We start from the raw sequence: 26,482 nt of genomic DNA, 5'->3' as shown, positions 1-26,482 counted from the left end.
AAGGAAGCTGCATGTTCAGGGATTCCACCCTCGACGGGCGGGCGGCGTCGCGCGCCGAGTCCTGGTTCGTCTGGCCCGCCGCCCTGCTGATCCTGGTGGCGGCTTCGGTCCCCGTCTGGATGTTCGAGATTCCGGCGCTCGGCGACTACGTCAACCACGTCACGCGCATGTACGCCCTGGCCCATCTGGATCAGGACCCGGCGCTGGCGGAGTTCTACATGGTGCGCTGGGCGATCATCCCCAATCTGGTGATGGACATCGTCGTGCCGCCGCTGGCCAAGCTGGTGGGGGTGCACACGGCCAGCCGGCTGTTCGTCACGGCCAGCTATCTGGTGCTGGTCACCGGGTCCATCGCGCTCTACCGCGCGGTCTGGGGCCGGGTGGAACTGGGGCCGCTGGCCGCCGGGCTGTTCCTCTACACCCTGTCCACCTACATGGGCCTGTTCAACTACCTGTTCGGGCTGGGGCTGGCGCTGTGGGGAATCGCCGGCTGGATCGCGATGCGGGAGCGGGCGCCCTGGCAGCGCGGGCTGGCCTCGCTGGGCGTCGTTCTGCTGCTGTTCATCTCGCACCTGTTCGCGCTCGGGCTGTACGGGTTGACGCTGCTGGCCTTCGAGGGCTGGCGGCTGTGGCAGAGCGGCGGCTGGCGGGAGCCGCGGCGGGTTCTACCGGACGCCCTGGCCTTCGGGCTGCCCTTCCTGATCGTGCCGCCGCTGCTGCTGATGAGCCCGTCCTCGGGCTTCGCCGACGCGGTTCTGTGGGTCGGCACGGCGAAGCTGATGGGCTTCGACTTCCTGTTCGGCGGCTACGCCGACACGGTGGGCTATGTGACGGGGATCGCCGTCGGCCTGGGCATCGCCTGGGGGCTGTGGAGCGGGGCGTTGCGGCTCCATCCCGTCGGCGCCATCACCATCGCGCTGGGGCTGGTGGTCTATGCGGCGATGCCGCTGGTGCTGTTCGGGTCCTGGTTCGCGGACAGCCGCCTGCCCATCGGCATCGCCTTCGTCGCGCTGGGCTTCGTGCGCTGGGAACTGGCAACCTCCGCCATGCGGGCGGGCTTCCTCGCGGTGGTGGTCGCGCTGTCGCTGCTGCGCAGCGCGGACGCGGGGGTCGGGCTTGCCAAGGTGGACCCGCTGCTGGAGGAGGTGCGCCAGTCCTTGCAGCGGATCGAGCCGGGCAGCACGGTGCTGGCCACCTACGCCGACGAGACGCTGCGCAAGTCGGTCTTCCGCGCCACCCAATTCACCGACGACCGCGCCCTGTCCTTCGGCCTTCACCACGCGCCGGTTCTGGCGCTGATGGAGCGCTCCAGCCTCGTGCCCATCGCCTTCACCCATCCGGGCAAGCAGGTGCTGTTGCTGAAGCCGGATTATGTCGATCTGGACGGCGATTTCACCTACATGCCGCGCATCGGCTACGTCGCCGACGCGGTGCGGCAGCCGGGGCTGAGGGACAACCATTACTGGGCCGACTGGCCCCGGCGCTTCGGCTACGTCTATGTCCTGTTCAGCGAACCGGGCCGTGCGAACCCGGTGCCGGAGCATCTGACGCTGGTGCAGGAGGGGCGGTACTTCCAGCTTTACAAGGTGAAGTGAGGGGAGACGGTTGCCCCCTCCCTAACCCTCCGCCGCTGGGCGGGGGAGGATAGGTGGGGGCAATGACGCCCCTCAGCCCGTCCCTTCCGCGCCCCGCACGAACTGGTCGAACATCGGCTGGATCACCGCCTCCCCCAGATCGCGGGTGATGAAGACGATCTTGGAGCGGTGATCCTCGCCGGGCCATTCCTGAAGTTGGACCGGCGGATGGAACATGTGCTGGACGCCGTGGACGACGACCGGCAGCGGGCTTTCCTTGACGTTCAGAAGTCCCTTGATGCGCAGCAGGTTTTCCCCGCCGGCGGCGATCAGGGCCTCCATGAAATCCACGAAGCCGTTCCACGGAATCGGCTCGTCCACCACCATGCAGAAGGCGCGGATGTGGTCGTCGTGCCGGTTGGCGTCGTGGTGATGGTGGTGATCGTGCCCGCAGTCCGGACCGCAGGAATCGCCATGGTCGTGATGGTGGTGATCATGGTCGTGGTCGTGGTCGTGGTGATGGGCGTGCTCGTCGCGGTACGCCTCCTCCCGAAGCCAGCGGGCCACGTCGGGGCTCTTGGTTTCGGGATTGTAGAGGCCGGCGTCGAACAGAAGCTTCGGGTCCACCTCGCCGAAGGCGGCGGGGATCTGCGGAGCCGCCGGGTTGATGGCCGACAGGCGCTGGCACAGGGCGAGCGTCGTGTTCGGCGTGGCGAGGTCGGTCTTGGTCAGCACGATGCGGTCGGCGACGGCGGCCTGCTTCACGCTTTCCGGCTGGCGGTCGAGCTGGCTGGCGCCATGCACCGCGTCCACCGTGCTGATGACCCCGTCCAGGCGGAAGCGGGCGGACAGCAGCGGGTCGCTCATCAGCGTGTGGATGATCGGGGCCGGGTCGGCGAGGCCGGTGGTCTCCACCACCACCCGGTCGAATTCCGGGATGTCGCCGCGCACCCGCTTCAGGAACAGGTCGCGCAGCGTGTCCACGAGGTCGCCGCGAATGGTGCAGCACAGGCAGCCGCTGTCCATCAGGACCATGTTCTCCGACGCCTTTGCGACCAGCAGATGGTCCAGCCCGACCTCCCCGAACTCGTTGATGACCACGGCGGTGCGGGCCATGCCGGGATGGTGCAGAAGCCGTTGCAGCAGCGTGGTCTTGCCGCTGCCGAGGAAGCCGGTCAGCACCGAGACGGGCAGGCGGGGCGGCGGGGCGGCCGGAGTGGGGGCGGCGGTCACGGGGTCTTCTCCTGGCAGTCGGTGCATGTGCCCCGCACCTCGACGGTGGGGCGGCTCACCTGGAAACCGCGCTCGGCGGCGATGGTGCCGATGGCGCTGCGGATGCGTGGGTCGTCGATCTCCGCGGCGTTGCCGCAGGTCTCGCACACCAGGAACTGCCCGGAATGGACGGCTCCCGGCGCCGCGCAGCCGATGTAGGCGTTCAGCGATTCGATGCGGTGGACCAGCCCTTGTTCCACCAGGAATTCCAGCGCGCGGTAGACGGTCAGCGGGGCGGCGGACTTGCCCTCCCGCTGGCTGAGGTCTTCCAGGATGGCGTAGGCGCCGCGTGGCTTGTGGCTGCTCCAGACCAGTTCGAGAACCTGCCGGCGCAGCGCGGTCAGCCGCGCGCCGCGCTCCGCGCACAGGGCGTCGGCGCGCATCAGCGCGTCGGCGATGCAATGCGCGTGGTCGTGGCCGGTGGTGGGCTGGGAGTCGGTGATCATTGCGTTATCTTATAACGTCACGGGAGCCCGACACCAGAAAAGAAGAAGGGCGGCCCCGGATGCGGGGGCCGCCCTTTCAGGCGTGTCGCTTCGTTATGGAACGGACTTGCGTCCGGTCAGAGACCGATCACGCCGCCGTCCTTCTTGGTGATGGCGACCACCGACGGGCGCGGCGGCATGTTGGGCTTGAAGTCGGGCCAGCGGGTCGCCGGGTCCTCGAAGGAGGAGAGCTTTCCCTTGAAGCCGTCCCACTGGTCCACGCCGTCCGTGGCCGGGTGCTGGACGGCGACGAACAGGGTCCGGTCGTCGGGGGTGAAGCAGGGGCCGCACATCTCCGCACCCACCGGCACGCGGTAGAACATCTTGGACAGGCCGCGCAGGTCGCCTTCGGTTTCCACGGCCCAGACGCCGTCGGCGGTGCCGGACGCCTTCTTCCAGTTCTCGCCCTGGTCGGTGGTGATCCACAGGCGGCCGCGATGGTCCACCGCCGCGTTGTCGGGGCAGGAGAACCAGCCGTTGGCCGAGGTGTCGGCGTGGAACTGTGCGCCGACCTTCCCGTCCGCCGGGTTGCCGCCGCGGACCAGGATCGTCCACTCGCCCTTGGTGGAGGCGTGGTTGCCGTTCTCCGGCAGGATTTCGACGATGTGGCCCCAGTTGTTCTCGGCGCGCGGGTTGGTGGCGTCCACCTGCTCCGGCTTGCGGCGGGAGTTGTTGGTGAGCATGACGTAGACCTTGCCGGTCACCGGGTTCACCTCGATGTCCTCGGGCCGGTCCATCTTGGTGGCGCCCAGCGCGTCGGCTGCGAGGCGGGCGTTGATCAGGACGGTGGCCTGATCGGGGAAGCCCTTCTCCGCGGTCAGCGGGCCCTGGCCATGGACCAGCGGCAGCCATTCGACCGAGGCGTCGGCCTTGAACTTCGCCACATAGAGCGTCCCGGTCTCCAGGATGTCCATGTTGGCGGCGCGGTTCTTGGGATCGTACTTCTTCGCCGCGACGAACTTGTAGACATAGTCGAAGCGCTCGTCGTCGCCGGTGTAGGCGACCACGGTTCCGTCCTTGCCGACCGCGATCTGGCAGGCCTCATGCTTGAAGCGGCCGAGCGCCGTGCGCTTCTTCGGGGTCGAGGTCGGATCGTAGGGGTCGATCTCGACGATCCAGCCGAAGCGGTTGGATTCGTTCGGCTCCTTGGCGATGTCGAAGCGGTCGTGATGGACGCCCCAGTTGTACCATTCGCCGGGGAAGCCGTAGCGCTTCAGCGCCTTGGCGTTCGGGTTGGTGTCCTCGACCTTGCCCCAGAAATAGCCGTTGAAGTTCTCTTCCGCCGACAGCCAGGTGCCCCAGGGCGTCATGCCGCCGGCGCAGTTGTTCAGCATGCCGCGGACCTTCGTACCGGTCGGGTCGTAGCCGGTCTTCATCAGGGCGTGGCCGGCGGCGGGGCCGGTGATGGCGCAGACCGTCTCGCCGGTGATGCGGCGGTTGTACTTGGAGTTGGGGTCCGTCACCCACTTGCCCTTGACCTTGCGGATCTCGATGACGGTGCCACCGTGGGCGGCCATCTCGATGTCCACCAGCGTCTTGGTCATGCGGGCGAACTTATCCTTCTGCTGCTCCACCCCGACGCCGGGGAACATGACCTCCTCGTCGGTGTATTCGTGGTTCACGCAGAGCAGCGCGCGGTCCGGCGACTTGGAGCCCAGCGGCAGCGGGGCATAGCCGACGAAGTCGTTGTTGTAGCCGAACTGCTTCGACTGCGCCTCGGCGGACTGGTTCATCGGGTCGAAGGCCGGCGCGCCGGGCAGCACCGGGTCGCCCCAGCGGATCAGGATGTCGGCGTCGTAGCCCGCGGCGACGTGGTGGGTGGCGTCCACGCCGTGCGCGACCTCCTGGAAGGAGAAGCTGGCCTTGGCCGGGCGGACCGCGCCGGGGGCCGCGGCTTCCGCCTCGCCGGTGGAGGAGATCAGGGCCGCCGGGCCGATCAGGGCGCTGACCGCCGCACCGGTCAGCATGCCCCGCATCAGGTCGCGTCGCCCGAGGCGGGCGTTGATGACGTCGCCCATGGTCGGGTTATCGGACGGGTTGGAGCCGATGTCCTCCCGGCCCTCGAAGGTCAGATACTTGGTGCCCTTCTGGGGCAGGTCATGGGTGTCCATCGGTGCGCCTCGTCTCTTTCCGCGATTGTTCTGGATAGGGGCGGGCGCACCTTAGCCGTGGCCTGTGACGGTTTCTTTGCACTCCCATGAAGGCGGAATGAAAACGCATGGGCGGGCTTCACGATCCCGTTCCGGTCAATCCTCCACCTTCTTGATGTCAGCGAAGGCGGCCAGCGCGCGGTCTCGGGCGGTGCCGTGATCCACGATCGGGCGCGGATAGTCGTGCCCGATCCTCACACCCGCCCGGCGCAGGTCATCGTCCGGCGCCTGCCAGGGCTTGTGAATCCAGCGGCTGGGCAGCTTCGCCAGTTCGGGGACGTAGCGCCGGACGTAATCGCCCTTGGGGTCGAACTTCTCGCCCTGGAGGATCGGGTTGAAGACGCGGAAGAAGGGGGCCGCGTCGGCGCCGCAGCCGGCCACCCATTGCCAGTTTCCCGCGTTGTTGGCGATGTCGGCATCGACCAGCGTGTCCCAGAACCACGCCTCTCCCTCCTGCCAGGGAATCAGCAGGTCCTTGATGAGGAAGGACCCGACGATCATGCGCACGCGGTTGTGCATCCAGCCGGTCTGCCAGAGCTGCCGCATGCCCGCGTCCACGATGGGATAGCCGGTGCGCCCGCGCTGCCAGGCGTGCAGCCCCGCCTCGTCCTTGCGCCAGCGGAAGTGCACGAAGCGCCGGTCCAGCGGGGTGTCCGGAATGCCGGGCTCCTCGCGCAGCAGATGGTGGTTGAACTCCCGCCATCCCAGTTCCCGCAGGAAGGATTCGGCGCCGGAGGCCAATTCGGGCCGATGGTCGGCGGCGTGGCGCGCGGCGTGCCAGACCTGCCGCGGCCCGATTTCTCCGAAGGCGAGGTGGGGCGACAGGGCGGAGGTGCCGTCATGGTCCGGGCGGTCGCGCTCCGTCGGATAGGCGGCGACCGGACCGTCCAGGAAATCGGCCAGCCGCTCGCGCGCGGCGTCCTCGCCGGGCGTCCAGCGCTCCCGCAATCCGCCGGCCCAATCCGGTGCAGTTGGCAGCAGGCCCCAATCCTCCAGGGACTCGCCGGGCACCGGTTTGGCCGGGGGCGTCAGCCGGGAGGGCGCGCGGGTGGGGTGGGGCGGTTCCGACATCGCCAGCAACGCCTTCCAGAAGGGCGTGAACACGCGGAAGGGCGTGCCCGATTTGGTGCGGATCGTCCCCGGCTCAAAAAGCAGGGCGGCGTTGTGGAACCGCACCGTCACGCCGTGTGCGGCCAGCCGCTGTTCCACCCGCCGGTCGCGGGCGAGGGCGGCGGGACCGGCGCGTTCGTTGCACAGAACGGTTCCGGCGCCGGTTTCCTCCACCAGCGCTTCCAGCACCGCGGCGGGGTCGCCGCTGCGCAGCACGAGCGGCGAGCCGAGCGTCTCCAGCGCCTTGCCCAGCCGTTCCAGGCTGCCATGCAGCCACCAGCGGGAGGCGGCGCCGGGCAACCAGGGATCGTCGCGGTCCTCCTCCCGGATGAACACCGGAACGACGGGTGCGCCGCTCTCCACGGCGGAGATAAGGGCCGGGTTGTCGGCAAGGCGAAGATCGGTTCGGAACCAGACGAGAATGGGTGCGGGATCGGTCTTCATCGGCCCACTGTAAGGATATGGATAGAAAAACAGGCATGCCAAAACGCCGCAGTCTGCGACCGCGGTCAATGGGTCTTGCTACGCGGTGGGCTTTGCTCCGGATCACCGGGGAGGAAAAAATTTTTTCTGGCGATTTCCTGTTGACCACGGCTTTGGCGCCGCTATTTCCGCCTTCGCTGCCACGACGTGGAGCCGGAGGCACGGCGGCCGACGGGCCCGGTTTCACGGTCGGGGGAGGAAAAAGACCATCAAGCCCCATTCGCAAGCCCCATTCGCAAGCCCCAATCGAAGGAGGAATCTCATGTCTCGCCTGTCGCGTCTGCTGACCGCCGCCGCCGTGGCCCTGCCGATGTCCTTCGCCGCCGCCACCGCCGCGAAAGCAGCGGACATCGTGGACACCGCCGTGTCGGCGGGCCAGTTCAAGACTCTGGTCCAGGCCGTCCAGGCCGCCGGCCTCGTGGACACGCTGAAGAGCGGCGGTCCCTTCACCGTCTTCGCCCCGACCGACGAGGCGTTCGCCAAGCTTCCCGCCGGCACCGTCGAAAATCTTCTGAAGCCGGAGAACCGCGAGAAGCTCCGCTCCGTACTCACCTATCATGTGGTGTCGGGCAAGGTGACCTCGGCCGATATCGCCGGCAAGACGGCGGCGCCGAAGACCGTGCAGGGCACCACCGTGGACATCGACGCGACGAAGGGCGGCGTGATGGTGGACAACGCGAAGGTGGTGAAGCCGGACGTCATGGCGTCCAATGGCGTCATCCACGTCATCGACACCGTCATCATGCCGAACTGACGTCCCGTCCTTTTGATCGAGGTCCCTCCTGCCGGACGTCTTACCGCCGGTTCCGGCAGGACAACTCGCCCGGAGAGTTCCCCCGACTCTCCGGGCGTTTCTTTTCCTATGCCTTGTCGGGCGAGAGGCGGCCGCGCGGGAAACGGTGGACCTTGCCGCGGGCCAGCAGATGCACCTCGAACCGCTCCGCCAGCAGGCCGGACACCGCCGGGTCCAGAACGTTCAGCCCACCCGCGTAGGCGCCGAAAGCCGGCAGGATCAGCTTCCGCCCGTCGAAGGCGAAACAGCGCTCCCGCACCCGCCGTCCCGGCACCAGAACGGCGGCCACCGGGTGCAGATGCCCCGACAATTCGCCCACCGCGCCCGGCACCGCTTCATGCCGGAAGGTCAGCGGGCCAAACGTCAACTCGTCCAGGATGCGCCCGCCGAAGCCCTCCGGCGGTTCCGGGTCGTGGTTGCCGGTGACCCACAGCCAGTCCGTCACCCGCCCGGTCAGCTCGCGCAGCCGCGCCACGTCCCCCGCCTCCATGCGCCCGGCGGCGCGGCGGTCATGGAAGCTGTCGCCCAGGCAGATCACCCGCTCCGGCACCAGCCGCTCCACCAATCCGGCCAGCCGGTCGAGCGTCGCCCGCGTGTCGTAGGGCGGCAGCATCCGCCCGCGCGCGGCGAAGGCGGACCCCTTCTCCAGATGCAGGTCGGCGACCACCAAAGTCCGCTCCGCCGGCCAGATCAGCGCGCCGGAGGGATCGGGAGCCAGTTCGGCACCCCTCAGGACCATCGTCGTTTCCATGGACGTCACAACGTCAGCCGGCCTTGCGCGTCACGGGGCGAGTCCAGTTCCGGCATCGCCTCCGCCACCAGATCGGCGGCGGCCTGTTCCAGAAGCTCGTCGGTGGCGGAACCGTCCACGCGCTCGCGCCCGATCTCCAGGATGACCGGCACGGCGAGGGGGGAGATGCGGTCCAGGTCCTTGTGGGTGATGCGGCCCTTCACCCGCTCCAGGAAATCCGACAGGCGCCGCACGTCGGTCAGCCCGCCCGCCGCGTCGGCGCGGGTGGCGCGCAGCAGCACATGGCCGGGATCGTGCTTGCGCAGCACGTCGTAGATCAGGTCGGAGGAGAAGGTGACCTGCCGCCCCGACTTCTCCTGCCCAGGATGGCGGCGGTCGATGACCCCGGTGATGAGCGCCACGTTGCGGAAGGTCCGCCGCAGCATGGAGGACTCGTCCATCCAGGCTTCCAGATCGTCGCCCAGCATGTCCTGGTCGAACAGCCCGTCCATGTCCTTCGGGGTGCGCAGCGACCAGACCGCCAGCACATAATCGGTGGCGACGAAGCCCAGCGGGCCGCAGCCCATCCGCTCCATCCGCCGGGTCAGCAGCATCCCCAGCGTCTGGTGCGCGTTCCGCCCCTCGAAGGCGTAGACAACGAGGAAGCGCTTGCCCGCCTTGGGGAAGCTCTCCACCAGCAGCCCGTCGCGCGCCGGCAGGACGGAGCGCCAGCGCTGAAGCCTCAGCCATTCCTGCACGTCCTCCGGCAGGCCGGGCCATTGCGCCGGGTCGGCCAGCATGGCGCGCACCCGGTCGGCCAGAGCGGTGGTCAGCGGCAGCCGCCCGCCGGCGTAGGCCGGGACCTTCGGCTCCCCGGTGCCGCCCTTGGCGACCTGCGCCTCCATCTCGCGGATGCCGAGGAACTTCAGCAATTGTCCCGCGAAGACGAAGGTGTCGCCGGGGGTGAGGCCCTGGATGAAATGCTCCTCCACCTCGCCCAGCACCGGGCCGCGATTCAGACGCACGCGCAGCATGGCCTCCTGCGTGATGGTGCCGACATTCATGCGGTACTGCCGCGCGACCGCCGGCCCGGCCACCGCCATGCGCCCGTCCTCCCGCAGCTTCAGGCGATGGAAGCGTTCGTAATTGCCGAGCGCGTAGCCGCCGGTCGCCACGAAATCCAGCACGTCGTCGAACTCGTCCCGCGCCAGCCCGGCGTAGGGAGCGGCGCAAACCACCTCGTCATACAGGTCGTCGGGCCGGAACGGCTCCGCGCAGGCCATGCCGAGCATGTGCTGGGCCAGCACGTCCAGCCCGCCGGGACGGGGGCGCTCGCCGTCCAGGCTCATGGCCGCCACGGCGTCCAGGGCGGCGCGGCATTCCAGCACCTCGAACCGATTGGCGGGGACGAGCAGGGCGCGGCTCGGCTCGTCCAGCCGGTGGTTGGCGCGCCCGATGCGCTGGACCAGCCGGCTCGCCCCCTTCGGCGCGCCGATCTGCACCACCAGATCGACCGCCGCCCAGTCGATGCCGAGGTCGAGCGACGAGGTCGCCACCACCGCCCGCAGCTTGCCCGCCGCCATGGCGGCCTCGACCTTGCGCCGCTGCTCCGCCGCCAGCGAGCCGTGATGGAGCGCGATGGGCAGGTTGTCGTCGTTGCGGCGCCAGAGTTCCTGGAAGACCAATTCCGCCTGCGCGCGCGTGTTGACGAAGACCAGGGTGGTGCGGTGGGCGCGGATGCGCTGGTACACCTCCTTCAGCGCGTGCATGGCCATGCGGCCCGACCAGGGCAGCCGCTCGCGGGTCGTCAGGATTTCCACCTCCGCCGACGCGCCGGCTCGGCCCGTGACAAGCCGCACGTCGCCGCCATCCGCCTGTCCCGATTTGGACAGCCATGCCAGCAGTTGCGCCGGCTCCGCCACCGTGGCCGACAGCCCGACCCGGCGGGCCTGCGGCGCCAGCCGGGCGAGCCGCGCCAGCCCCAGGGCCAGCAGGTCGCCGCGCTTGGTCCCGGCCAGAGCGTGCAACTCGTCCACGATGACGCAGCGCAGGTGCCGGAAGATCGCCGCAGCGTCGGCGTAGGCGATCATCAGCGCCAGACTTTCCGGCGTGGTCATCAGGATGTGCGGCGGGTTCGCCCGCTGCCGCCGCCGCTTGGATTCGGGCGTGTCGCCGGTGCGCGTCTCGGTGCGGATGGGCAGCCGCATTTCCGCGACGGGCTCCTCCAGATTGCGCTGGATGTCCACGGCGAGCGCCTTCAGCGGCGAGATGTAGAGCGTGTGCAGCCCCTCGCGCGGGCGCTCCGCCAGATCGATCAGCGAGGGCAGGAAGCCGGCCAGCGTCTTGCCGCCGCCGGTGGGTGCGATCAGCAGGGCGCTATCCCCGGCTGCCGCCGCCTCCACCATGGCGAGCTGATGCGGGTGCGGCGCCCAGCCCCGCGACCGGAACCAGCCTTGGACGTTGGCGGGGAGGAGGGGAGAGGGAGGCGATGACATCGGGGAAGCCGGGCGCTTTTCGGAAACACCCGAAGAATAGTGACGAGAGTCGAACGGAGCAAGAACGAGCCTCTCCGTCGCGCTCTTTGACGGCCTGGGAAGCTGTGTTAATGTCGGGAGCAAGGAGGTGATGCGCCTTCGTTGTCCTGAAGGCGGAGCCGGTTTCCCGACCCCGCCTGTTGGTTCTTACCGATCGTGGTCCTGGTTGAAGCCGGCCTCGAACTCCAACTTCATCCGGAACCAGAAGCGTCGGAACCACTTCAGGTACGTTTTCAAGCGCATCACCTCCTTTCGGATGCCGGACGGGCGACGCCCGCCGGCACGCAACATCCAAACGAATGCTTCGACGTGGTCAACCGGGTTCGTCGCCCGGTGGGGTGGCTGCGGCTTTTGGGCGCGTCGTCGGGTTGGGGCGTCGTCGGGGGGCGGCGTCTTGCCCCCACCCTGACCCTCCCCCGCTAACGCAGGGGAGGGAATGGCTAGCGGGGTGGTCAGGCGCCGGTCACGATGCGGACGTGAATGGGCAGGGGGATCGTGCCGTCCTGGGCCTGCGTGTCGAAGCGGCGGGTCACCTCGGCGTCCAGGTCGGCGCGCTGGTCCGTGGTAAGGGCGTGCAGGCGGTGGCCGAAGCTCATTTCCAGGGTGGCGCGCCAGAAGGGCTGGCCCTGGGGTGCCTTGCGCACGGGGGTGATGTCCGTTTCGGTGACGGTGGAGAAGCCGGTGGCGCGCATCGGCTCCGCCAGGGTGCCGGGCGCGGCGAAGCGGAACAGCGGGTCGAGGCTGCGGTCCTCGCCCAGACGGGCGGCAACTGCCTCGCCCACCGTGTCGAACAGGGCGTTGCCGGCGCGCGGTCCCCAGACCATGAAGGCGACCCGCCCGCCGGGGCGCAGCACGCGCCGCAGCTCGGCCAGGGCCGCCGCGACGTCGGGAACGAACATGATGCCGAAACGGCAGGTCACCCGGTCGAAGGTCCCGGTGGCGAAGGGCAGGGCGGTCATGTCGGCGGCGGCGAAGACGGGGCGGCGCCCGTCCGCGATCCCGGAGGCGCGGCGCAGGGCGCCCGCCATCATGCCGGGCACGAGGTCGCTGCCGACCACCAGCCCATCCGGCCCGGCGCGGAGCGCCGCGCTCAGCGCCGGTTCGCCGGCTCCGGAAGCGAGGTCCAGCACCCGGTCGCCCGCCGACACCCCGGCGGCGTTCAGCAGCGGCTGGTTCAGCTTGTCCGCCAGATCGGCCATGGGGTCGGCCCAGCGGTCCCAGGCGTCGGCGCTGGCGGTCCAGCGGGCGCGCTCCGCCTCGCCGTCGATGGAGCAGAAGGAGGAATCGGCCATGATCAATGAAGAAGCCTTGCGCTGCCGGAAATGCGGGGAGCGGAGTCCGCGTCGCGGAGCCGTTCGCCCAGCGCCGTGACGTCCTCCGCCAGCTTGCGGTTCGCCTCGGTCAGGTGCCGGATGCGCAGGTCGGCGGCTTCCTGCCGGGCGTTCAGGGTGGCGACGGTTTCCGCCAGCTTGCGGAGTTGCTGGGACTGCCGGGCGCCGCCCTCGTTCACGCTGCGGCGGATCGAGCCGACGGCGGCCAGGACGATGACGCTGATCGTGGCGCCCGCGAGAAGGGCCGCGATGGCCAGCGCCCAGACCCAATCTCCGGAAAGCCATTCCATGGCCGAAGCCGCCCCTGCGTTGAGTCCGGTCCGGCGGCGACGAACCTCCGGTGGACGACAACGCCGAGCATCCGCCGAATCGCCGGATTGGTCAAGACGGGGCGCCCGAACGGCAAAAGGCCCAGCCGTCGCCGGCCGGGCCTTTCGTCATGAAGCGTTCGTTGAACCGCCCGATCAGGCGACCGTGTCGTCCACCGGACGGGTGGCCTTGGCGCGCATGTCCTTCAGGTGGTCGCCGAAGGCGCGCAGGACCGGCATGATGCGCTGCATCTGGTCGGCGGTGACGTGGGCGTCCGTCTTCAGGACGATGGTCGGCGCCTCCGACATCAGGCGCTTGGCGCGCATCGGACCCACCTTGTCGTCCATGAACATGGACAGCCCCATCAGAATGCCGAGCGTCACGTCATCGGGCGCCTTGGGCAGAGCCAGCACGTCGTGCAGCTCGTTGAGGAGGGTGTAGGCGACGATGGACGTGCGTTCGATGGTATCAACGTCGGCGGCCATGGACATCGGTCGGAATCCTTGAGGCGCTGAAAGTGTGCGATGTGACCGAAGGTTAGCCTTCGGATCGTAACCAAACTGTTAACCATCGCTCACCCGAGTCGCCGCGAGTCGTTTTTTTCGAGTCGCAATTCCTGGTCGCCGAATCAGAGGCGCCGACTCATGTAACCGCGTAGGCCAATTCGGCGGCAACGGCGCGGTCCACCCGTTCGATCGCGGCCATCACCGCTTCCGGACGGGCGTGCTGCGGCATATGGCCGGTCCCCGCCAGAAGATGCAGGGTCGATCCGCCGATCGCGCCGTGCAGCCGCACCGCGTGGGCCTGCGGATCGACGATGCGGTCCTCCCGGCCCGCGACGATGGTCGTCGGGCAGCGGATCTCGGGATAGCGGGAAACCATCGCCGCCACGCCGGGGACCAGAGCGGCCAACTGGGCCGCCGCCGCCTCCAACTGCGTCGGGCGCAGCAGGAAGTCGGGGGGCAGTTGGTTGTAAGCGGGCGGCACTGGGTTCGGCTCGAAGATGCGGCGCATCAGCGCCGGCAGGATCATCCGGTCCACCGGCTGAAGCACGGTGCGGCTGAGCAGCGGCCCAACCGCGGGAATGGCCGGCCCCATGAGGGGGATGAAATCGGCCCGCGGAACCGGGTGGGTGAAGGCCGACAGGATGACCAGCCCGCCGACCTCCTCTGGGAACTCCAACGCCCAGGCCAGGGCCACCGCACCGGCCAGCGAATGGCCGACGATGATGGGACGCTCCAGCCCCAGCTTGCGCGTGGCGGCGCGCAGCAGCGCGGCCTGTGCGGCGGGACCGGCGTCGCGTCGCGGAGTCCCTTCGCTGTAGCCGTGGCCGGGGCGGTCGAAGCAGACGCAACGCCAGCGCCGGGACGCCTCGTCCAGCAGGCTCAGCGACCAGTCGTCGGCGGTGGTGCCGTTTCCGTGCAGGAACACCACGGGGCGCGCCTTGCCGTTCCTCGGCCCGCGGTCGAGGTAATGCAGGCGCGTGCCGTCGACGTCCATGAAATGGCCGGTCGGCGGGTGGTCGCGTTCCGCCCGGTTGGTGCGCCGGTTGGTGTCCAGCCACAGGCCGGCCAGCAGACCGGCGGCGAGCGCCAAGCCGCTGCGCATCAGCGGACCCTCCGGTGGTGGGCGTGCCCGTTGCGGGCGGTCGAGGTGCCGGGGCGGCGTGTCGGGTGGGGCATCGTCGTGGCTCCTCCGGTTGCAGGGACAGGGGAGCAACACCAGGAGGATGGGGGCGGTTCCGGCGCGCAGGGCCGCCATGTCTCAACAATGTTTCGACAAATTAAACTAAAATCTTATCATTCTCACGACACAAGGACGGGCGAACCGTCCACCGTTCGGAATTGGAACGACACCATACCATGAAGGTTCATTTCAAAGCGGGAGTATCGCGATGAGCGCCGCCGCCAAGCAGCAGCCGACCCCAGCCGTGCCGGACAGCCCCCCTGCGTCCACCGCGTCCCTGCCGGCCGTCTACACCGACCTTGGCCGCATCATCGAAAGCATGACCCGGCGCTTCCTGGACGTGCTGCGGATGGAGCTGGCGCGCATCGGGATCGACGACCTCAGCCCCGGCCAGGCCCTGATGCTCATCAACATCGGCGGCGAGGAACTGTCGGTGCGCGACCTGCTGGAGCGCGGCTACTATCTCGGCTCCAACGCCTCCTACAACCTGAAGCATCTGGTCGAGGCGGGCTACGTGGACCGCTCCGCCTCCCAGCGCGACCGGCGGACGGCGCGGCTTCGGCTGTCGGAACGCGGCCTGAAGCTGTGCGAGGCGCTGCGCGGGCTGGAGGCTGTGCGGGGCGAGGCGCTGATCCGGTCCGATGAGGAAGCCGCCGATCTGGAGACGACGTACCGCACGCTGCGCCGTTTGGAACGGGCATGGAGCGATCTGATCCGCTACGATACGCCGGACTATTGATTCCCGAGCGGTCATTCCGGAAGACACAGCGCATGCCGAAGCGGTCCCTCAGCCAGAAGGACGTCGAACGCCTGCTGGCGGCGCCCGACGCCCAGGCGCGCATCGACACCATGACCCATCTGGTGCGCGACCTGGAGGCGGGCGAGCTTGCCGACGCGGAACGGGCGCTGGCGATGGACATCCTGCAACGCTTCGCCGCCGACGCGGTGACCGCCGTGCGCGAGGCGGTGGCGTGGCAGATCCACAACTCCCCCCTGCTGACGGAACAGCTTGCGGCAAAGCTGGCCCGCGACGTGGACCGGGTGGCCTTTCCCATCCTGCGCCACGCGGAGACGCTCAGCGAGGGGCTGCTGCTGGACATCCTGCGCGAACGGCGCCCGGCGAAGGAGCTTGCCATCGCCGGGCGCCGCAGCGTGTCGCCCGCGGTGTCCGACGCGCTGGTGCGCAACGGCAACGTCATCGTCATCACCGAGCTTCTGCGCAACCGGGGCGCCGTCATCCCGGAACCGTCCCTGCACGGCGTCCTGGACCGCTGGGGCGGCGTCGCCACGGTGAACGAGGCCATGGCGGCACGGCCCGACCTGTCGGCGGCGGTGGTGGAGAAGCTGATCCTGTTCGTGTCGGAGGAGATCCGCAACCGGCTGATCCGAAGCCACCGGCTGAACCCGCGCCTGATCGGCATCCTGGTGGAGCGCGCGCGGGAGGCGGTGACCCTTCTCCTCCTGAAGCCGCTGACCCCGCGGGAGGCGGATGTGGAGCTTCTCGCCCGCCATCTTCTGATCCGCGGGCGGCTGACGGCGCCGCTTCTCTTCCGCGCGCTCTGCGCCGGGGAGATCGCGCTGTTCGACGCCGGCCTTGCGGTGCGCGCCAACCTGCGGCTGGAGAACGCCCGGCAACTTGCCTGGGACGGCGGGCCGCACGCGCTGAAGGGGCTGTTCGCCAAGGCGGGCCTGTCCTTCACCCTGCTGAAGCCCTTCCGCGTCGCCATCGCGGTGGCGAAGGCGCTGGACTACCGGGGCGGGGACGAGGGGCGCGAGCGCTTCCAGACGGAGGCCATCGCCACCCTGTTCGACGCCTGCGGCAACAGCCAGGACCGGGAAATCGACGACCTGCTTCTGCAATTGTTCGACCAGACCTCGGCGGATGTCATCGAGAAGGCGCTGGAGCAGGCGGGCATGCCCTTCTCCCCGCTGAACTGACGGTCGGTCACAGGCTGAAGAAGGTCTTCAGACGCGCCAGCAGATCATGCTCGGTCGGGGCTGGCGCCGTGGCGGCGGGAGCGCTGGCGCGGCGGTGGGCGTCGTTGCGGCGCTGGCGCAGGCCCATCAGGTCGGCGAGCCGGGCGGCCAGCTCCGGACGGCGGCGCAGGATGGGGTCGAGCGTCCCCTTGTCCAGCTCGTAGACCACGGCGTCGGTGTTGGCGATCACCGACGCGCTGCGCGGCTGGCCGGTCAGCAGCGACATCTCCCCGAACACATCGCCCGGCCCCATGTGGTCGAGAAGCAGCGTCCGTCCCCCGAAGGCCCCGCGCACGTCCAGCGCGCCTTCCGCCACCAGGAACAGGGAGGTGCCGGTCTCGTCCTGGCGCACCACCGCCTCCCCGGCGGCGACGTGGCGCAGGCGCATGCCGGAGGCCAACTCGTCGATTTCCTCCGGGCGAAAGGCGGCGAACAGGTCCACATGGGACAGCAGGTCCCGGCCCAGCCCCAGGGCGGAACAGGGCGGCGGGCGGTTGCTGCGGCGGCGCATCTCCTGCTTGGGGCTGGCCGGCTCCAGACCGGCGCGGGCCAGATGCTCCAGGATGGTGGACGCCACGGCGTCGCGGGTGGCGGCCAGCCGGGAATAGTCCGCCACCCAGAAACGCGCCTGATAGGTGACCCCGTTCAGGGTGATGGACTCCACCACCACGTCGGACCGCGGCTCCGACGGCACGGCGTCGCAGCAGACGATGGCCGACAGGATGATCCTCTTGGCGCGGGCCACCGGCACCTCCGCATCCAGGGTCACCGGCACGCCCGCGCGGAATCCGCTGCCGGGCTGGCTGTAGTTGGTGATGCGGTTTCCCGCGGCCAGTCCGTTCGGAACCACCAGCGCCGTGCCGTCCAGCGTGACCAGCCGCGTGGCGCGCCAGTTGATCTCGTCCACCCGCCCGGTCACGCCGGGGGTCAGCTCCACCCAGTCGCCGATGCGGTAGGGATGCTCGACGTTGAGCGCGATGCCGGAAAAGATGTCGGCGATCATGTTGCGCAGCGCGAAGCCCAGAACGGCGATCACCACGCCGGAGGTGGCGACCAGACCGGTCACCGGCTGCCCCAGCACGAAGGCCAGGATGCCCAGCACCGCCAGCCCGTAAAGGAAGGCGCGAAGCAGATCGGTCAGCAGCCGCGGCATCGGCGTGGCGCGGGCGTTGCGCGCCACCACGAGGTCGATGACCCGCGACCCCAGCCACGCCGCCCCCAGCCACGCCACCGCCGCCAGCAAGGCCACCAGCGCGTCCGCCACCATCACGCCCGCGATGGGGGCGATGTGGACGGACAGCCAGGGCCGCTGCCCCGCCGCCCAGGCCGCCCCCAGGGTCAGCAGCACGGGGGACAGCAGGTGGCGCAGGCCCAGCCGCGGCGGCGCTCCGGCGGGGCCGATGGGAAGCGGGGCGAGGCGGGATGAATCGGGCATGCGGGACCGGCGACCTCCTGCCCCGTGACCTTCGCACCGGGAGCCGAACCGTCAAGCCCAAAATAGGAATAGGCGGACCGGCCCCCCTCTTCGCGCAAAGTGGGGTGAGTACCGATCGGCTTCGATCCTTAATATTCGGGGGGTGGGGAGAGAAAGGATAGGGACCGAAAAACCGCGAACATTGTGCGTCCACCAAGCATAAGATTGTAAATCTCTAAGAGAAGGGGGAGTCCATGCACCATGCCGCCATGATCGTGGCGGCCGCGCTGCTCCTGTTGCCGGGTGCCGCGTCGGCCCAGAGCACAAATGCCCAAAGCGCAAATTCCCAGAGTGGAAGCGACCAGAACGGAAATGGGCGCGAGAAGGCGCCGCAGGGTGCCCGGGCCTACATCATGTGGCCGTCCAACGGCGCGACGATCCCCGGCGGAAAGCTGTGGGTCCGCATGGGCTTGCAGAACATGGGCATCGCCCCGGCGGGCATCCGCAAGGAAGACACCGGACACCATCACCTTCTGGTGGACAGCGACCTCGCAACCTACGACGAGCCGATCCCGAACACCCGGCAGTCGCTGCATTTCGGGGGCGGCCAGACGGAGGTGCGGCTGGAACTGCCGCCGGGCCGGCACACGCTCCAGATGGTCCTGGGCGATGCGGACCATGTGCCGCACGACCCGCCGGTCATGTCGCAGAAGATCACCATCGTCGTGCCCTAGCCATCGTGCCGTAACCATCGTGCCGTAACCATCATGCCCCAACAGGCTGCGACAGGGAGGAAGTCATGATGCGCACCGCCGCCTTGCCGGCCCTTCTGGCCGTCCTGCTCGCCGCCGGTCCGGCGTCCGCGCAGTCCTCGCCGGAGGCCGACCCGCTCGACAAGCCGCTGTCCGACACCACCAACACGCCCCAGCCCGCCAGCCCCGGGCACGAGCATGAAAGCACCCCCTCCACCCCCGATGCGGCGAAGTCCGGGCGGACGGCGGCGCCGAAGGATGCCTATCTCTACATCGGCTGGCCCAACGACGGGGAGACGGTGAGGGGCCGCTTCAAGGTGTGGTTCGGTCTGCGCAACTTCGGCGTGGCTCCGGCGGGCGTGCGCAAGGAGAACACCGGGCACCACCACCTTCTGGTGGACACCGATCTGCCGCCGATGGACGAGCCGATTCCCAACAACCGCAACTATGTCCACTTCGGCAAGGGCCAGACGGAAACCTATCTGGAGCTGCCGCCGGGCCGGCACACGCTCCAGCTTCTGATGGGCGATGCGGAGCACATCCCGCACGACCCGCCCATCCTGTCCAAGAAGATCACCATCACGGTCCGTCCGGGCGGCGACAGCACCCGCGTGTCGGTCCGCTGAACCGTTCCGGCGAGCATCCAGCGAGCATCCAGGGAGTGGGGCCATGGGATTTGGGGCCATGGGATTTGTCCGGCGCACCGGTTTCGCGAGAGTGGCCGCCGTGGCGGCGCTCCTGCTGGTGGGGGCCTGCGTCACGTCGGGCGAGCAGGCGACCCTGGTCCAGAAGCCGAAGACGCCGCCCGTGCGCACCGTGTCCAACTTCAGCGAGGCGCTGCGCTGCATGGACACGCTGATGTGGAACCATGGCAAGCGCGACATCTTCATCACCTCCAACGGCATTCCCGACGCCACGGGCCGGGTGGCCGGCGGCACCAAGGAGATGCTCATCACCGCCGTGTCGCGCATGTCGGAACGGTCGAGCGCCTTCCGCTTCGTCGATTTCGAGCCGACGCTGGACGACGTGAACGCGCTCTATTGGATGATCGGTGTGCAGCCGAACTTCCGCGCGCCCTCCTACTACATCCGCGGCGCCATCACCCAGCTCGACGACAATGTGGTGAGCGAGGCGGCCAGCGCCGGCATCTCCCTGCCCACCTTCGACCTGGGCATCTCCGCCGATCAGGTGATGTCGGTGATCTCCGTGGACCTGAACATCGGGGAGCTGGCGACCCGCCAGATCATCCCCGGCCTGTCGGCCAGCAACTCGCTCGCCGTCATCTCGTCGGGCAAGGGGGCGGACGCCGGGGCGGTGATCGGCAAGGCGGGCCTGTCCTTCAACGTCTCGCTCAACAAGTCCGAAGGGCTGCATCAGGCGGTGCGCACCCTGATCGAACTCAGCACGATCGAGGTGCTGGGCAAGATGACCCGCACCCCCTACTGGCAATGCCTGGGCATCGACCAGACCAACCCGGCCTTCGCCGGGCAGGCGCGGGACTGGTTCGACGGCATGGCGCCGTCGCAGCGCGTGGCCTACGTCCAGCGCGTCCTGCTGGCGGAGGGCTATTACGACGGTCCGGACAGCGGCCAGCTCGACGAGCGCACCCGCGACGCCATTTCCCGCTATCAGGCCGACAACGACCTGATCGCCACGGGCCGCGTGGATTTCGACCTTTATCAACGGATGCTGGCCCAGCCCAGCGGGCAAAAGGGACCGGGGGCGCCGCGCCTGCAATCGGTGTCGAACGCGGGCGGGGAGGGGCTGCCGCGCGCCGCACCGCCGCCCGCCGGGGCCGCGCCCGATCTGGTGCTCGGTTCCGACCGCGGGCCGCAGCCGCGCTACCGCGCCGGGGAGACCCTGGTGGTGCGCGTCCAGCCGACGGCGAACGGCTTCGTCTACTGCTATTACCAGGACGCCGCGGGGGCGGTGGCGCGCATCTTCCCCAACCGCTTCCAACCCGACAGCTTCGTCCAGGCCAACCAGCAGATCGAGGTGCCGCCGGGGGCACAGAAGCCCTTCAACCTGCGCATGGACCGGCCCGGCGCCGCCGAAACCATCGCTTGCGTCGTCTCCCCCGACGAGATCGGAACCCGCATCGCCGAACGCTTCAAGATCGAGGACCTTCAGCCCATCCCCGGCGCGACCCTGGCGGACGTGCTGGGCGCCTACGCCAGCATCCAGGGCACGAGCGTCCGCAGCCGGCAGATGGCCGTGCAGGTGCTGCCCGCGGTGTCGGCCCAGCGGTGACGGTCTCGACCTGTGGGCCGCTTCACAGCGCGGGGGCATGGGGTGGAGTAGAGAAGGGGGCAGAAAGACGCCACGCCGTTTCATGGGAGACCACCGATGCCGCGACCGTTCTCCAAGACCAGCGCCCGACTGCTGAGCGGCGTGGCGCTTCCCATCGTTGCCCTGGCCTGTCTGGCCGGGCCGGCCCTGGCGCAGACCGTCGAGGGCTCCGGCGGCAACCGCGTCATGATGTTCGAGCGCCCGCCGACCGTGGACGAGCTGCGCGAGGCGGTGAAGCCCGGCGCGGCGCCCGCAGATGGCACGGAACAGCCGAAGATCCGTACCCGCAGCATCGAGATCATCGGCGGGGGCATGAGCAGCGCCAACCGCCCACGCCCGACCGACAGCGTGAACTATGGTGCGCCCGCCGCGCAGCAGAGTTTCAGCCCGCCGCCCGCGCCCGTGGCTCAGCCGGAACCGGCGCCCCAGCCGAAGCCCAGGCGCGCTCCGGTCCAGGAGGCCGCGGCCCCGCCCATCGCCCCGCCTCCGGCCGCCCCGCGCCGGTCCAACGGGGTGCAGCCGGCCACCCTTTCCGCCCCGGAAACTCCGGCGGAGACCCGCCCGACCAACGGCTTCGGCTTCCGCATCAACTTCGCCTTCAACTCCGCCGACGTCCCACGGGAGTTCTACTCCTACATCGACGCGGTGGGCGGACTGATGTCGCAGGACCCGCAGCTCCGCCTCGTCATCGAAGGGCACACCGACGCGGTGGGAAGCGATCAGTACAACCTCGCCCTCTCCGAACGCCGGGCCGTGTCGGTGGGCGAGTATCTGGTGCGCGTCCACCACATCGAGCCGCAGCGCATCGCCATCGCCGGTCTGGGCAAGAGCCAGCCCCTGACCCCCGACCCGACCGACAGCCGCAACCGGCGCGTCGAGTTCCGGCCCATCCAGTAATCCTGACGGCAAATCTGACGGTGGGAGGGCGCGCCATGGTCCGGCAACTTCTTCTCCTGGCGGCGATCGCGGCGCTCCCTCTGTTTGGGAGCGCCGCCGACGCGACGGTGGTCCGCAAGAAGGGTGCGGAATCCGGCCCCCATGCCGGCGGGATCGACGTCGGGGTGCCTCAGGGGCGCGTCCGCATACAGTGCTGGCAGGACGGCGAGAAGATCATCGACGAGACGGACCTGAACGTCCTGTCGCTCAGCGTCGCCAGCCAGTTGAATTCCTTGCGGTTCCGCCGGGCGGGCGAGCCGGGGAACAGTCTGGCCATCGTGACGCGGAACCGGACGGCGTGTCTGTTGAGCCCGAAGGGGTGACTGCGTTGAGTGAGAGGGAATTATCCTGCACTGGCGGGAATTATTCTGCAATGGAACCTGGGATTCGATGGGACCCACGGGGATCTCATGGGATATGGAGTTGGGCCAGTGGGATGAGATCAGCGGAAAGAGAGCGGTGAACGTAGCGTTCCATCACTCGCGGCGACGCCGCTCTTTTTCCACACTGGCGACCAAGAGCAGGTTGAACGCGGCAATCTCGCGCCGACGATCAGCGTGAACGCGGTTGAACTCGCGGTCGATGGTTTGGCGCAAATCATCTGCCTCTTCCACACTCAGCGGCGCTCGGTTCCGGGCAACCCAAGCGACCACCACATCTGCTATCCGGTCGATCACCACGCTTCCCTCATGTCCAAAGTGCGGCGCGCGGTAGGCTCCTGTCCCCGCCTTATGCGCGCTCTCCGGCAGGCGGAGGTTCGTACGTGTGCATGGTTCCGCAGCTTAGGCACCGTTCGGTAACGGGATGAGGACCATCCGGCGAGAGTTCAACATCGGCGCAGTGGTTTTTCACCGTATCCTCCCGCATCCGAACCACGCGGGCAATATCCCGATATGACCAACCATGAGCGCGGAAAGTACGTGCGCGGTGGAAGTTAATCGCGTGCCGCCCCGTGGGAATGGAGTAGTCGCTACCGCCCAGCGCATTCGCAATCTGAACCGCAACATCCCATCCAAGCACCTGCACAAGGCGGTGATCGGGGCGGGATTGGAGCGTCCGCACTTCAGGAATGTGCAGTCGGCTGTCACCAAACTCCCACGCGAACTTGAATGTCGCATCATCGCCCACAGCGCGCGCGATGTCGGCCAGCACTCCGGGCCATCCGATCACAGGCAGCTTGGGGACGTGAACCTTGAACCGTCGCTCCGACATGGGCGCCTCGCAGGTGATACCGGCATCGGCTGGTGCCGATGCCGGGACAATCGTTTAAAGGTAGGAAGACACCACCAGTTCGGCGGAACCCGCCCATTCGTTGGCAACGGACATCGACAAATCGTCCGGAGGTTCACCAACGGTGATCACCCGCGTATCGTTCTTGAGTATACGAAGCGCGGGACCCTCCAATTCGTCGGGCACAACGAGCAGGGTCGGCGACACACCCAGCTTGCGGCCATTGTCGCCCCGGACGGATTTCATGGCCGCACGAGCGGCCTCGTAGTTCTCAGGCGTGAGCGGTGCCTTGCTGCCGTAGGCGAGCTGCCACAGGCCAAAGCCAGCGTTGGCCCGAGCCCAGACGCCGTAGACGAAGGTACCCTCATTGAACACCTTCTCATCGGTCGGGGCATCCATCCGATCAAAGGTGTAATCCCGGCGCTTCTGGAACACGAGCGGCTTGATCGGACGGGAACCGTCGATCAGGAACCACGCGGGACCGTCACCAGCTTGCATGTTGCTGTGGGGGACCGCTTCGGTCTCGCTGAGATTGATCGGATGATCCACGGCGAAGAACGGCTTCCCATCATAGCACGGCACCACGAAGCCCTGGTTCAGCAGTTCGTAGACCAGGGCGTCGGGGTGCCGGGCCGCCTCGTAGCCCATGTTCTCGAACAGCGGGGCAAACACACCGACGTTATCATCTTCAATGTCGTCACGCTTGACCCCGATGGTCATTTCGAACGGACGGTTGGTGATCGTGTAGCCATGAACCTCCAGGCCGTGGACGATGCGCGGACCAATCCATTCGCGCAGCGCCGGAAGCTGCCCGAGCCATGCGTACTTCTCTTCGCGGGAGCCGCTCGGCACCTCCATCGCGATGGTCTTGTAGGTGCTGTTGGCGCCCTGGAAGCCCTTGTTGAAGGACGTCTTGAAGCCGGTGAAAAGGTCGCTGAGGTTGTTCGCGGTCACGAGCATGGGTCACGCTTCCAGGTTCTTGGCATAGTCGGAGGGATCGAGGTTCATGCTCGCGCACAGCGCGAGTTGGTTCTCTGTCAGTTTGTTGGAGCTGCCACCACCCCACCGGGCACCGGGCAGCAGTTCGCGCGAGAGGTTGGCGAACACGGCGGGTGCGGTGCGGCTGAACTCGTCGAAGCTGGCCGGGTTCTGTCGGCAGATGGCAAGCCCCCAGTCACGCTGCGCCGGGGTCAGCTTGCCGTCGCGAATGGCCGCCTCCACCTTGGCCACGGTCTGTTCGTCCGTCAGGTTGGAGCGCACCGAGGCAAGCGCCATGGTGGCCTCGTCGTACATGGCGCGAGGGACGTAGCGCGCCGGATCGGGCACGGCGGCGGCGGTGGCCGTGACGCTTCCGTCCTTCAACTTCGTGATCGCGTCGATGACGGCGGCTTGGTCGGCGGTCTTGGGCAAGCCAAGGGCTTCCAAGACCGCCACAAGGATGGGGTCCATGGTGCTTCCCTGAAATGATGCGAGAGCGGGCAGACCGGGCAAGGCCGGTCGGTTGGTCAACCCCGCACCAACGATGCGGGTAACGATGCCGTCCTTGGTGTGCAGGAAGGACGGCGAAATGAAGCGGTACTCTTTGTCCGCAATGGCGCTGGCACCGGCCTTGGTCCACTCCACCCGACCCCAAATGCCGTCCGCGCGAGCGGAGAGTTCTTTGATCCAGCCCGCCGCCGGGGCCATGCCGCCTTTGGGCGCAGCAAGATCGGCGGCATGATCGTAGTCGATGGCGAGAATGCCCTTCGGCGCGGCGGCCAATGAGGCTGCAACGACCTTGGATACGTCTCTCAGCACCCAACCCGCTCGCCCATCGTTCGGCTGAAATCGTCCAACCGGAAGAAGCTGCACCCATTCCGGAGCGGCTCCATCGGTTGGCAACGCAGTGGTCAGAGCGGAACAGACGGCGGTTTCGTAGGAGAGGCTGCAATCGGCCATGGGACTTTACTCACTGAGTGTCCCGTACAGTCTGAAACCCCCTGCAAAAAATGTTCAGGGAGCGAGTTCCCTACTGGAAATGGCGTCGGACTTTAGATTGCTACCGCCCTGGAAGCCCGCACTATGCCTTATGGTTCCGACGTATCCACCCGCCGAACCGAACATGCGATTTCCCGGCTTTCATGGCAGTCGCGAAATGGGGGCGCCTGTGATCAGGGGGGAACGCCACCTTCCCCGTGGCTGTCGGCGGTTTTCCCACCCACAGAACCGGACCGGCGATTTCCCGGTTGTCACTGGTCACAGGCGTTGTTCAGAGGTAGGACGCCCGGCCCAGGATGTAAAGCACTGCCAGAAGGCCGTGGATGCGTTCAAGGAGGTTGCAGGCGTCAACCCACCGTCTGCGTCTTACACCTGTTTAAAACCCCGTTTAAACGGGCGGCGCGGTGGTTACCAGCACGGAGGATCACGCCCGTGCGCGGCGCGCCCATTGCCAATAGCGGTGCAGGGCGGAACGGGACGGCACTCGGTCCGCGCCAAAGGCTTCAATAGCTGCGCACCGCACTTCATCCAAGGTAAGGCGGGACAACCGGTCATCGACGAAGCGGCGAAGCTCCGCATCGTCGCAAACACGGGAACGGACCCCCTTCTTGACCGGGTGCTGCGCGTTCCAGAAAGCGGTGATGCGCGACCGCGACCATCCGCAGTCATCCCCGAATTGCTCCTGAATGACCCGTTCCAGAACGGAAAAGGTCATCTCTCGGGGAGCCGCAAGAATGAAGGTTTGGATATCGCGGTCGTCGGACATTAGGCGGCAACTCCAGTTGGCTTGCGGTTCTGCATGCTCTTCAATGCGGTGATCACCTTCTGCGCGTTTGCCGCTGGGATGAAGCGGACGGAACTGACCTTGAACTTGCTCTCCAGCCATTTGCCGAGGCTGGCGTCATCGCCCGTGTCGTTGGTGTAGTCCGCCCACAGCCGACGAATGAAGGCAACTTGGCGAGGTGTCGCCATATCAGCCCGATAGCCGAGGTTGGTCCGGTTCCAGGTGCTGCGAAAGCCGAGTTGGGACAGGCGGAACATGACTGCCTCGAACCCGTCGTCATTCAGATCCTTGGAACTGGCGACACCCCCACAGTTGCGAAGGATGCCCCGGTAATCCTCTTCGGTCAGTCCAAGCTGCTGACGGGCGACCTGGATGACGGCGATTTTGCTACGCGAAAGCGACATGTTCGGCCCCCCTGTTCAGGCGTTGCTTGATCTGACCGGCCTTGTCGTTGATCAGGTCCAGAAGCGCGGCTCCGTCCGCTTCGTCACCGGCGGCAACGCGCTCCGACGCAGCACGGGTGCAGGCGTCCAACTGGCGTAGGTCGGTGACCAGCGAGGGACGGGCAGCGCCCATGAGGTAAGCTGCGCGGCGGCGCCCTCTCTCGGCGAAGGCTGCTGTGAGAATGGCCCTGATTTCGGCCACGTCATCATCGTGTGCCATGGA

The 26,482-nt window shown here is 68.1% G+C and carries 27 protein-coding genes; 9 read left to right on the top strand and 18 right to left on the bottom strand.

The features are described from left to right. The first annotated feature begins 11 nt into the window (after positions 1-11). Positions 12-1,595 (top strand): hypothetical protein, encoded by a 1,584-nt coding sequence (locus DS843_RS02960; protein ID WP_149467415.1) that lies wholly within the window; start codon positions 12-14, stop codon positions 1,593-1,595. Positions 1,596-1,667: 72 nt separating this feature from the next. Here the strand turns inward: DS843_RS02960 and DS843_RS02955 are convergent, their stop codons facing one another. The 4 genes from DS843_RS02955 to DS843_RS02940 all read right to left on the bottom strand — a co-directional run bounded on the left by DS843_RS02955 (position 1,668) and on the right by DS843_RS02940 (position 7,035). Next, the gene (locus DS843_RS02955) at positions 1,668-2,807 is read right to left on the bottom strand and encodes a CobW family GTP-binding protein (RefSeq protein ID WP_408902049.1); all 1,140 of its coding nucleotides are present in this window, start codon (positions 2,805-2,807) and stop codon (positions 1,668-1,670) included. Next, a complete protein-coding gene (locus DS843_RS02950) occupies positions 2,804-3,292 on the bottom strand; it encodes a Fur family transcriptional regulator (protein WP_149467413.1) in 489 nt (162 codons plus the stop codon). Before DS843_RS02950 ends, DS843_RS02955 begins: the two co-directional genes overlap by 4 nt. Before the next feature lie 116 nt (positions 3,293-3,408). Next, complete coding sequence (locus tag DS843_RS02945; protein WP_149467412.1) at positions 3,409-5,442, bottom strand: PhoX family protein; 2,034 nt, start codon at positions 5,440-5,442, stop codon at positions 3,409-3,411. Between the two features lie 135 nt (positions 5,443-5,577). Beyond that, complete coding sequence (locus DS843_RS02940) at positions 5,578-7,035, bottom strand: cryptochrome/photolyase family protein (RefSeq protein WP_149467411.1); 1,458 nt, start codon at positions 7,033-7,035, stop codon at positions 5,578-5,580. 301 nt (positions 7,036-7,336) lie between these two features. On the opposite strand from DS843_RS02940, the gene DS843_RS02935 reads away from it, so the two are divergent. Then, on the top strand, positions 7,337-7,828 hold the full coding sequence (locus DS843_RS02935) for a fasciclin domain-containing protein (RefSeq protein WP_149467410.1): 492 nt from the start codon (positions 7,337-7,339) through the stop codon (positions 7,826-7,828). Between the two features lie 106 nt (positions 7,829-7,934). Here DS843_RS02935 and pdeM read toward each other — a convergent pair whose 3' ends face one another. The 6 genes from pdeM to DS843_RS02905 form a co-directional block, all read right to left on the bottom strand. Then, positions 7,935-8,618, bottom strand: coding sequence for a ligase-associated DNA damage response endonuclease PdeM (gene pdeM, locus DS843_RS02930; RefSeq protein WP_149467409.1), 684 nt, complete (start codon positions 8,616-8,618; stop codon positions 7,935-7,937). A 5-nt stretch (positions 8,619-8,623) separates the two neighbouring features. After that, on the bottom strand, positions 8,624-11,092 hold the full coding sequence (locus DS843_RS02925) for a ligase-associated DNA damage response DEXH box helicase (protein ID WP_149467408.1): 2,469 nt from the start codon (positions 11,090-11,092) through the stop codon (positions 8,624-8,626). A gap of 491 nt (positions 11,093-11,583) precedes the next feature. After that, complete coding sequence (locus DS843_RS02920) at positions 11,584-12,423, bottom strand: class I SAM-dependent methyltransferase (protein ID WP_149467407.1); 840 nt, start codon at positions 12,421-12,423, stop codon at positions 11,584-11,586. A gap of 2 nt (positions 12,424-12,425) precedes the next feature. Then, positions 12,426-12,752, bottom strand: coding sequence for a hypothetical protein (locus DS843_RS02915; RefSeq protein ID WP_149467406.1), 327 nt, complete (start codon positions 12,750-12,752; stop codon positions 12,426-12,428). A gap of 174 nt (positions 12,753-12,926) precedes the next feature. Then, complete coding sequence (locus DS843_RS02910; RefSeq protein ID WP_149467405.1) at positions 12,927-13,262, bottom strand: hypothetical protein; 336 nt, start codon at positions 13,260-13,262, stop codon at positions 12,927-12,929. 151 nt (positions 13,263-13,413) lie between these two features. Further along, positions 13,414-14,379, bottom strand: coding sequence for an alpha/beta fold hydrolase (locus tag DS843_RS02905; protein ID WP_167525180.1), 966 nt, complete (start codon positions 14,377-14,379; stop codon positions 13,414-13,416). A gap of 286 nt (positions 14,380-14,665) precedes the next feature. Between DS843_RS02905 and DS843_RS02900 the strand changes: the two genes are divergently transcribed. Beyond that, positions 14,666-15,196 carry a MarR family winged helix-turn-helix transcriptional regulator gene (locus DS843_RS02900; RefSeq protein WP_149467403.1) on the top strand — a complete coding sequence of 177 codons (531 nt, stop codon included), beginning with the start codon at positions 14,666-14,668 and terminating at the stop codon, positions 15,194-15,196. A gap of 32 nt (positions 15,197-15,228) precedes the next feature. Continuing rightward, a complete protein-coding gene (locus DS843_RS02895; protein ID WP_149467402.1) occupies positions 15,229-16,395 on the top strand; it encodes a DUF2336 domain-containing protein in 1,167 nt (388 codons plus the stop codon). A gap of 7 nt (positions 16,396-16,402) precedes the next feature. Here the strand turns inward: DS843_RS02895 and DS843_RS02890 are convergent, their stop codons facing one another. Further along, positions 16,403-17,869: a mechanosensitive ion channel family protein gene (locus tag DS843_RS02890; RefSeq protein WP_286191906.1), complete on the bottom strand. Its 1,467-nt coding sequence runs from the start codon at positions 17,867-17,869 to the stop codon at positions 16,403-16,405. Positions 17,870-18,102: 233 nt separating this feature from the next. On the opposite strand from DS843_RS02890, the gene DS843_RS02885 reads away from it, so the two are divergent. The 5 genes from DS843_RS02885 (at position 18,103) to DS843_RS02865 (ending at position 22,148) form a co-directional block, all read left to right on the top strand. Then, complete coding sequence (locus DS843_RS02885; protein ID WP_149467401.1) at positions 18,103-18,582, top strand: DUF4399 domain-containing protein; 480 nt, start codon at positions 18,103-18,105, stop codon at positions 18,580-18,582. A gap of 65 nt (positions 18,583-18,647) precedes the next feature. Then, positions 18,648-19,226, top strand: coding sequence for a DUF4399 domain-containing protein (locus DS843_RS02880; protein WP_286191905.1), 579 nt, complete (start codon positions 18,648-18,650; stop codon positions 19,224-19,226). A gap of 58 nt (positions 19,227-19,284) precedes the next feature. Then, positions 19,285-20,850: a DUF4384 domain-containing protein gene (locus tag DS843_RS02875; protein WP_286191904.1), complete on the top strand. Its 1,566-nt coding sequence runs from the start codon at positions 19,285-19,287 to the stop codon at positions 20,848-20,850. 96 nt (positions 20,851-20,946) lie between these two features. Beyond that, on the top strand, positions 20,947-21,786 hold the full coding sequence (locus DS843_RS31525) for an OmpA family protein (protein WP_149467399.1): 840 nt from the start codon (positions 20,947-20,949) through the stop codon (positions 21,784-21,786). Between the two features lie 35 nt (positions 21,787-21,821). Continuing rightward, on the top strand, positions 21,822-22,148 hold the full coding sequence (locus tag DS843_RS02865; protein WP_149467398.1) for a hypothetical protein: 327 nt from the start codon (positions 21,822-21,824) through the stop codon (positions 22,146-22,148). A gap of 153 nt (positions 22,149-22,301) precedes the next feature. On the opposite strand, the gene DS843_RS02860 is transcribed toward DS843_RS02865, so the two are convergent. From DS843_RS02860 to DS843_RS02830, 7 genes are all read right to left on the bottom strand, one after another. After that, the gene (locus DS843_RS02860; RefSeq protein ID WP_149467397.1) at positions 22,302-22,505 is read right to left on the bottom strand and encodes a hypothetical protein; all 204 of its coding nucleotides are present in this window, start codon (positions 22,503-22,505) and stop codon (positions 22,302-22,304) included. A gap of 49 nt (positions 22,506-22,554) precedes the next feature. After that, positions 22,555-22,977, bottom strand: a complete 423-nt coding sequence (locus tag DS843_RS02855) for a hypothetical protein (protein WP_149467396.1) — start codon at positions 22,975-22,977, stop codon at positions 22,555-22,557. Positions 22,978-23,091: 114 nt separating this feature from the next. Next, positions 23,092-24,015, bottom strand: coding sequence for a Mu-like prophage major head subunit gpT family protein (locus DS843_RS02850; protein ID WP_149467395.1), 924 nt, complete (start codon positions 24,013-24,015; stop codon positions 23,092-23,094). A 3-nt stretch (positions 24,016-24,018) separates the two neighbouring features. After that, the gene (locus tag DS843_RS02845; protein WP_149467394.1) at positions 24,019-24,993 is read right to left on the bottom strand and encodes a phage protease; all 975 of its coding nucleotides are present in this window, start codon (positions 24,991-24,993) and stop codon (positions 24,019-24,021) included. 463 nt (positions 24,994-25,456) lie between these two features. After that, on the bottom strand, positions 25,457-25,798 hold the full coding sequence (locus DS843_RS02840) for a hypothetical protein (RefSeq protein WP_149467393.1): 342 nt from the start codon (positions 25,796-25,798) through the stop codon (positions 25,457-25,459). Continuing rightward, positions 25,798-26,220 (bottom strand): regulatory protein GemA, encoded by a 423-nt coding sequence (locus DS843_RS02835; RefSeq protein WP_149467392.1) that lies wholly within the window; start codon positions 26,218-26,220, stop codon positions 25,798-25,800. The genes DS843_RS02840 and DS843_RS02835 overlap by 1 nt, the downstream gene beginning before the upstream one ends. Then, the gene (locus DS843_RS02830) at positions 26,204-26,479 is read right to left on the bottom strand and encodes a hypothetical protein (RefSeq protein WP_149467391.1); all 276 of its coding nucleotides are present in this window, start codon (positions 26,477-26,479) and stop codon (positions 26,204-26,206) included. The genes DS843_RS02835 and DS843_RS02830 overlap by 17 nt, the downstream gene beginning before the upstream one ends. Positions 26,480-26,482: the final 3 nt, after the last annotated feature.

The sequence above is a fragment of the Roseomonas genomospecies 6 genome (assembly GCF_008365375.1).
Lineage (GTDB): Bacteria > Pseudomonadota > Alphaproteobacteria > Azospirillales > Azospirillaceae > Azospirillum.
Note: the sequence above shows the minus strand (reverse complement) of the source record. Positions and strands in the feature narration are given on the sequence as shown.

Bases quoted from the DNA above. Each gene is read 5' to 3' on its own strand.
- DS843_RS02865 (WP_149467398.1), top strand. From the start codon at position 21,822: ATGGTCCGGCAACTTCTTCTCCTGGCGGCGATCGCGGCGCTCCCTCTG.
- DS843_RS02915 (WP_149467406.1), bottom strand. From the start codon at position 12,752: ATGGAATGGCTTTCCGGAGATTGGGTCTGGGCGCTGGCCATCGCGGCC.
- DS843_RS02850 (WP_149467395.1), bottom strand. From the start codon at position 24,015: ATGCTCGTGACCGCGAACAACCTCAGCGACCTTTTCACCGGCTTCAAG.
- DS843_RS02920 (WP_149467407.1), bottom strand. From the start codon at position 12,423: ATGGCCGATTCCTCCTTCTGCTCCATCGACGGCGAGGCGGAGCGCGCC.
- DS843_RS02885 (WP_149467401.1), top strand. From the start codon at position 18,103: ATGCACCATGCCGCCATGATCGTGGCGGCCGCGCTGCTCCTGTTGCCG.
- DS843_RS02950 (WP_149467413.1), bottom strand. From the start codon at position 3,292: ATGATCACCGACTCCCAGCCCACCACCGGCCACGACCACGCGCATTGC.
- DS843_RS02830 (WP_149467391.1), bottom strand. From the start codon at position 26,479: ATGGCACACGATGATGACGTGGCCGAAATCAGGGCCATTCTCACAGCA.
- pdeM (WP_149467409.1), bottom strand. From the start codon at position 8,618: ATGGAAACGACGATGGTCCTGAGGGGTGCCGAACTGGCTCCCGATCCC.
- DS843_RS02835 (WP_149467392.1), bottom strand. From the start codon at position 26,220: ATGTCGCTTTCGCGTAGCAAAATCGCCGTCATCCAGGTCGCCCGTCAG.
- DS843_RS02880 (WP_286191905.1), top strand. From the start codon at position 18,648: ATGATGCGCACCGCCGCCTTGCCGGCCCTTCTGGCCGTCCTGCTCGCC.
- DS843_RS02940 (WP_149467411.1), bottom strand. From the start codon at position 7,035: ATGAAGACCGATCCCGCACCCATTCTCGTCTGGTTCCGAACCGATCTT.
- DS843_RS02935 (WP_149467410.1), top strand. From the start codon at position 7,337: ATGTCTCGCCTGTCGCGTCTGCTGACCGCCGCCGCCGTGGCCCTGCCG.
- DS843_RS02900 (WP_149467403.1), top strand. From the start codon at position 14,666: ATGAGCGCCGCCGCCAAGCAGCAGCCGACCCCAGCCGTGCCGGACAGC.
- DS843_RS02910 (WP_149467405.1), bottom strand. From the start codon at position 13,262: ATGTCCATGGCCGCCGACGTTGATACCATCGAACGCACGTCCATCGTC.
- DS843_RS02875 (WP_286191904.1), top strand. From the start codon at position 19,285: ATGGGATTTGTCCGGCGCACCGGTTTCGCGAGAGTGGCCGCCGTGGCG.
- DS843_RS02890 (WP_286191906.1), bottom strand. From the start codon at position 17,869: ATGCCCGATTCATCCCGCCTCGCCCCGCTTCCCATCGGCCCCGCCGGA.
- DS843_RS02840 (WP_149467393.1), bottom strand. From the start codon at position 25,798: ATGTCCGACGACCGCGATATCCAAACCTTCATTCTTGCGGCTCCCCGA.
- DS843_RS02960 (WP_149467415.1), top strand. From the start codon at position 12: ATGTTCAGGGATTCCACCCTCGACGGGCGGGCGGCGTCGCGCGCCGAG.
- DS843_RS02945 (WP_149467412.1), bottom strand. From the start codon at position 5,442: ATGGACACCCATGACCTGCCCCAGAAGGGCACCAAGTATCTGACCTTC.
- DS843_RS02925 (WP_149467408.1), bottom strand. From the start codon at position 11,092: ATGTCATCGCCTCCCTCTCCCCTCCTCCCCGCCAACGTCCAAGGCTGG.
- DS843_RS02895 (WP_149467402.1), top strand. From the start codon at position 15,229: ATGCCGAAGCGGTCCCTCAGCCAGAAGGACGTCGAACGCCTGCTGGCG.
- DS843_RS31525 (WP_149467399.1), top strand. From the start codon at position 20,947: ATGCCGCGACCGTTCTCCAAGACCAGCGCCCGACTGCTGAGCGGCGTG.
- DS843_RS02905 (WP_167525180.1), bottom strand. From the start codon at position 14,379: ATGCGCAGCGGCTTGGCGCTCGCCGCCGGTCTGCTGGCCGGCCTGTGG.
- DS843_RS02845 (WP_149467394.1), bottom strand. From the start codon at position 24,993: ATGGCCGATTGCAGCCTCTCCTACGAAACCGCCGTCTGTTCCGCTCTG.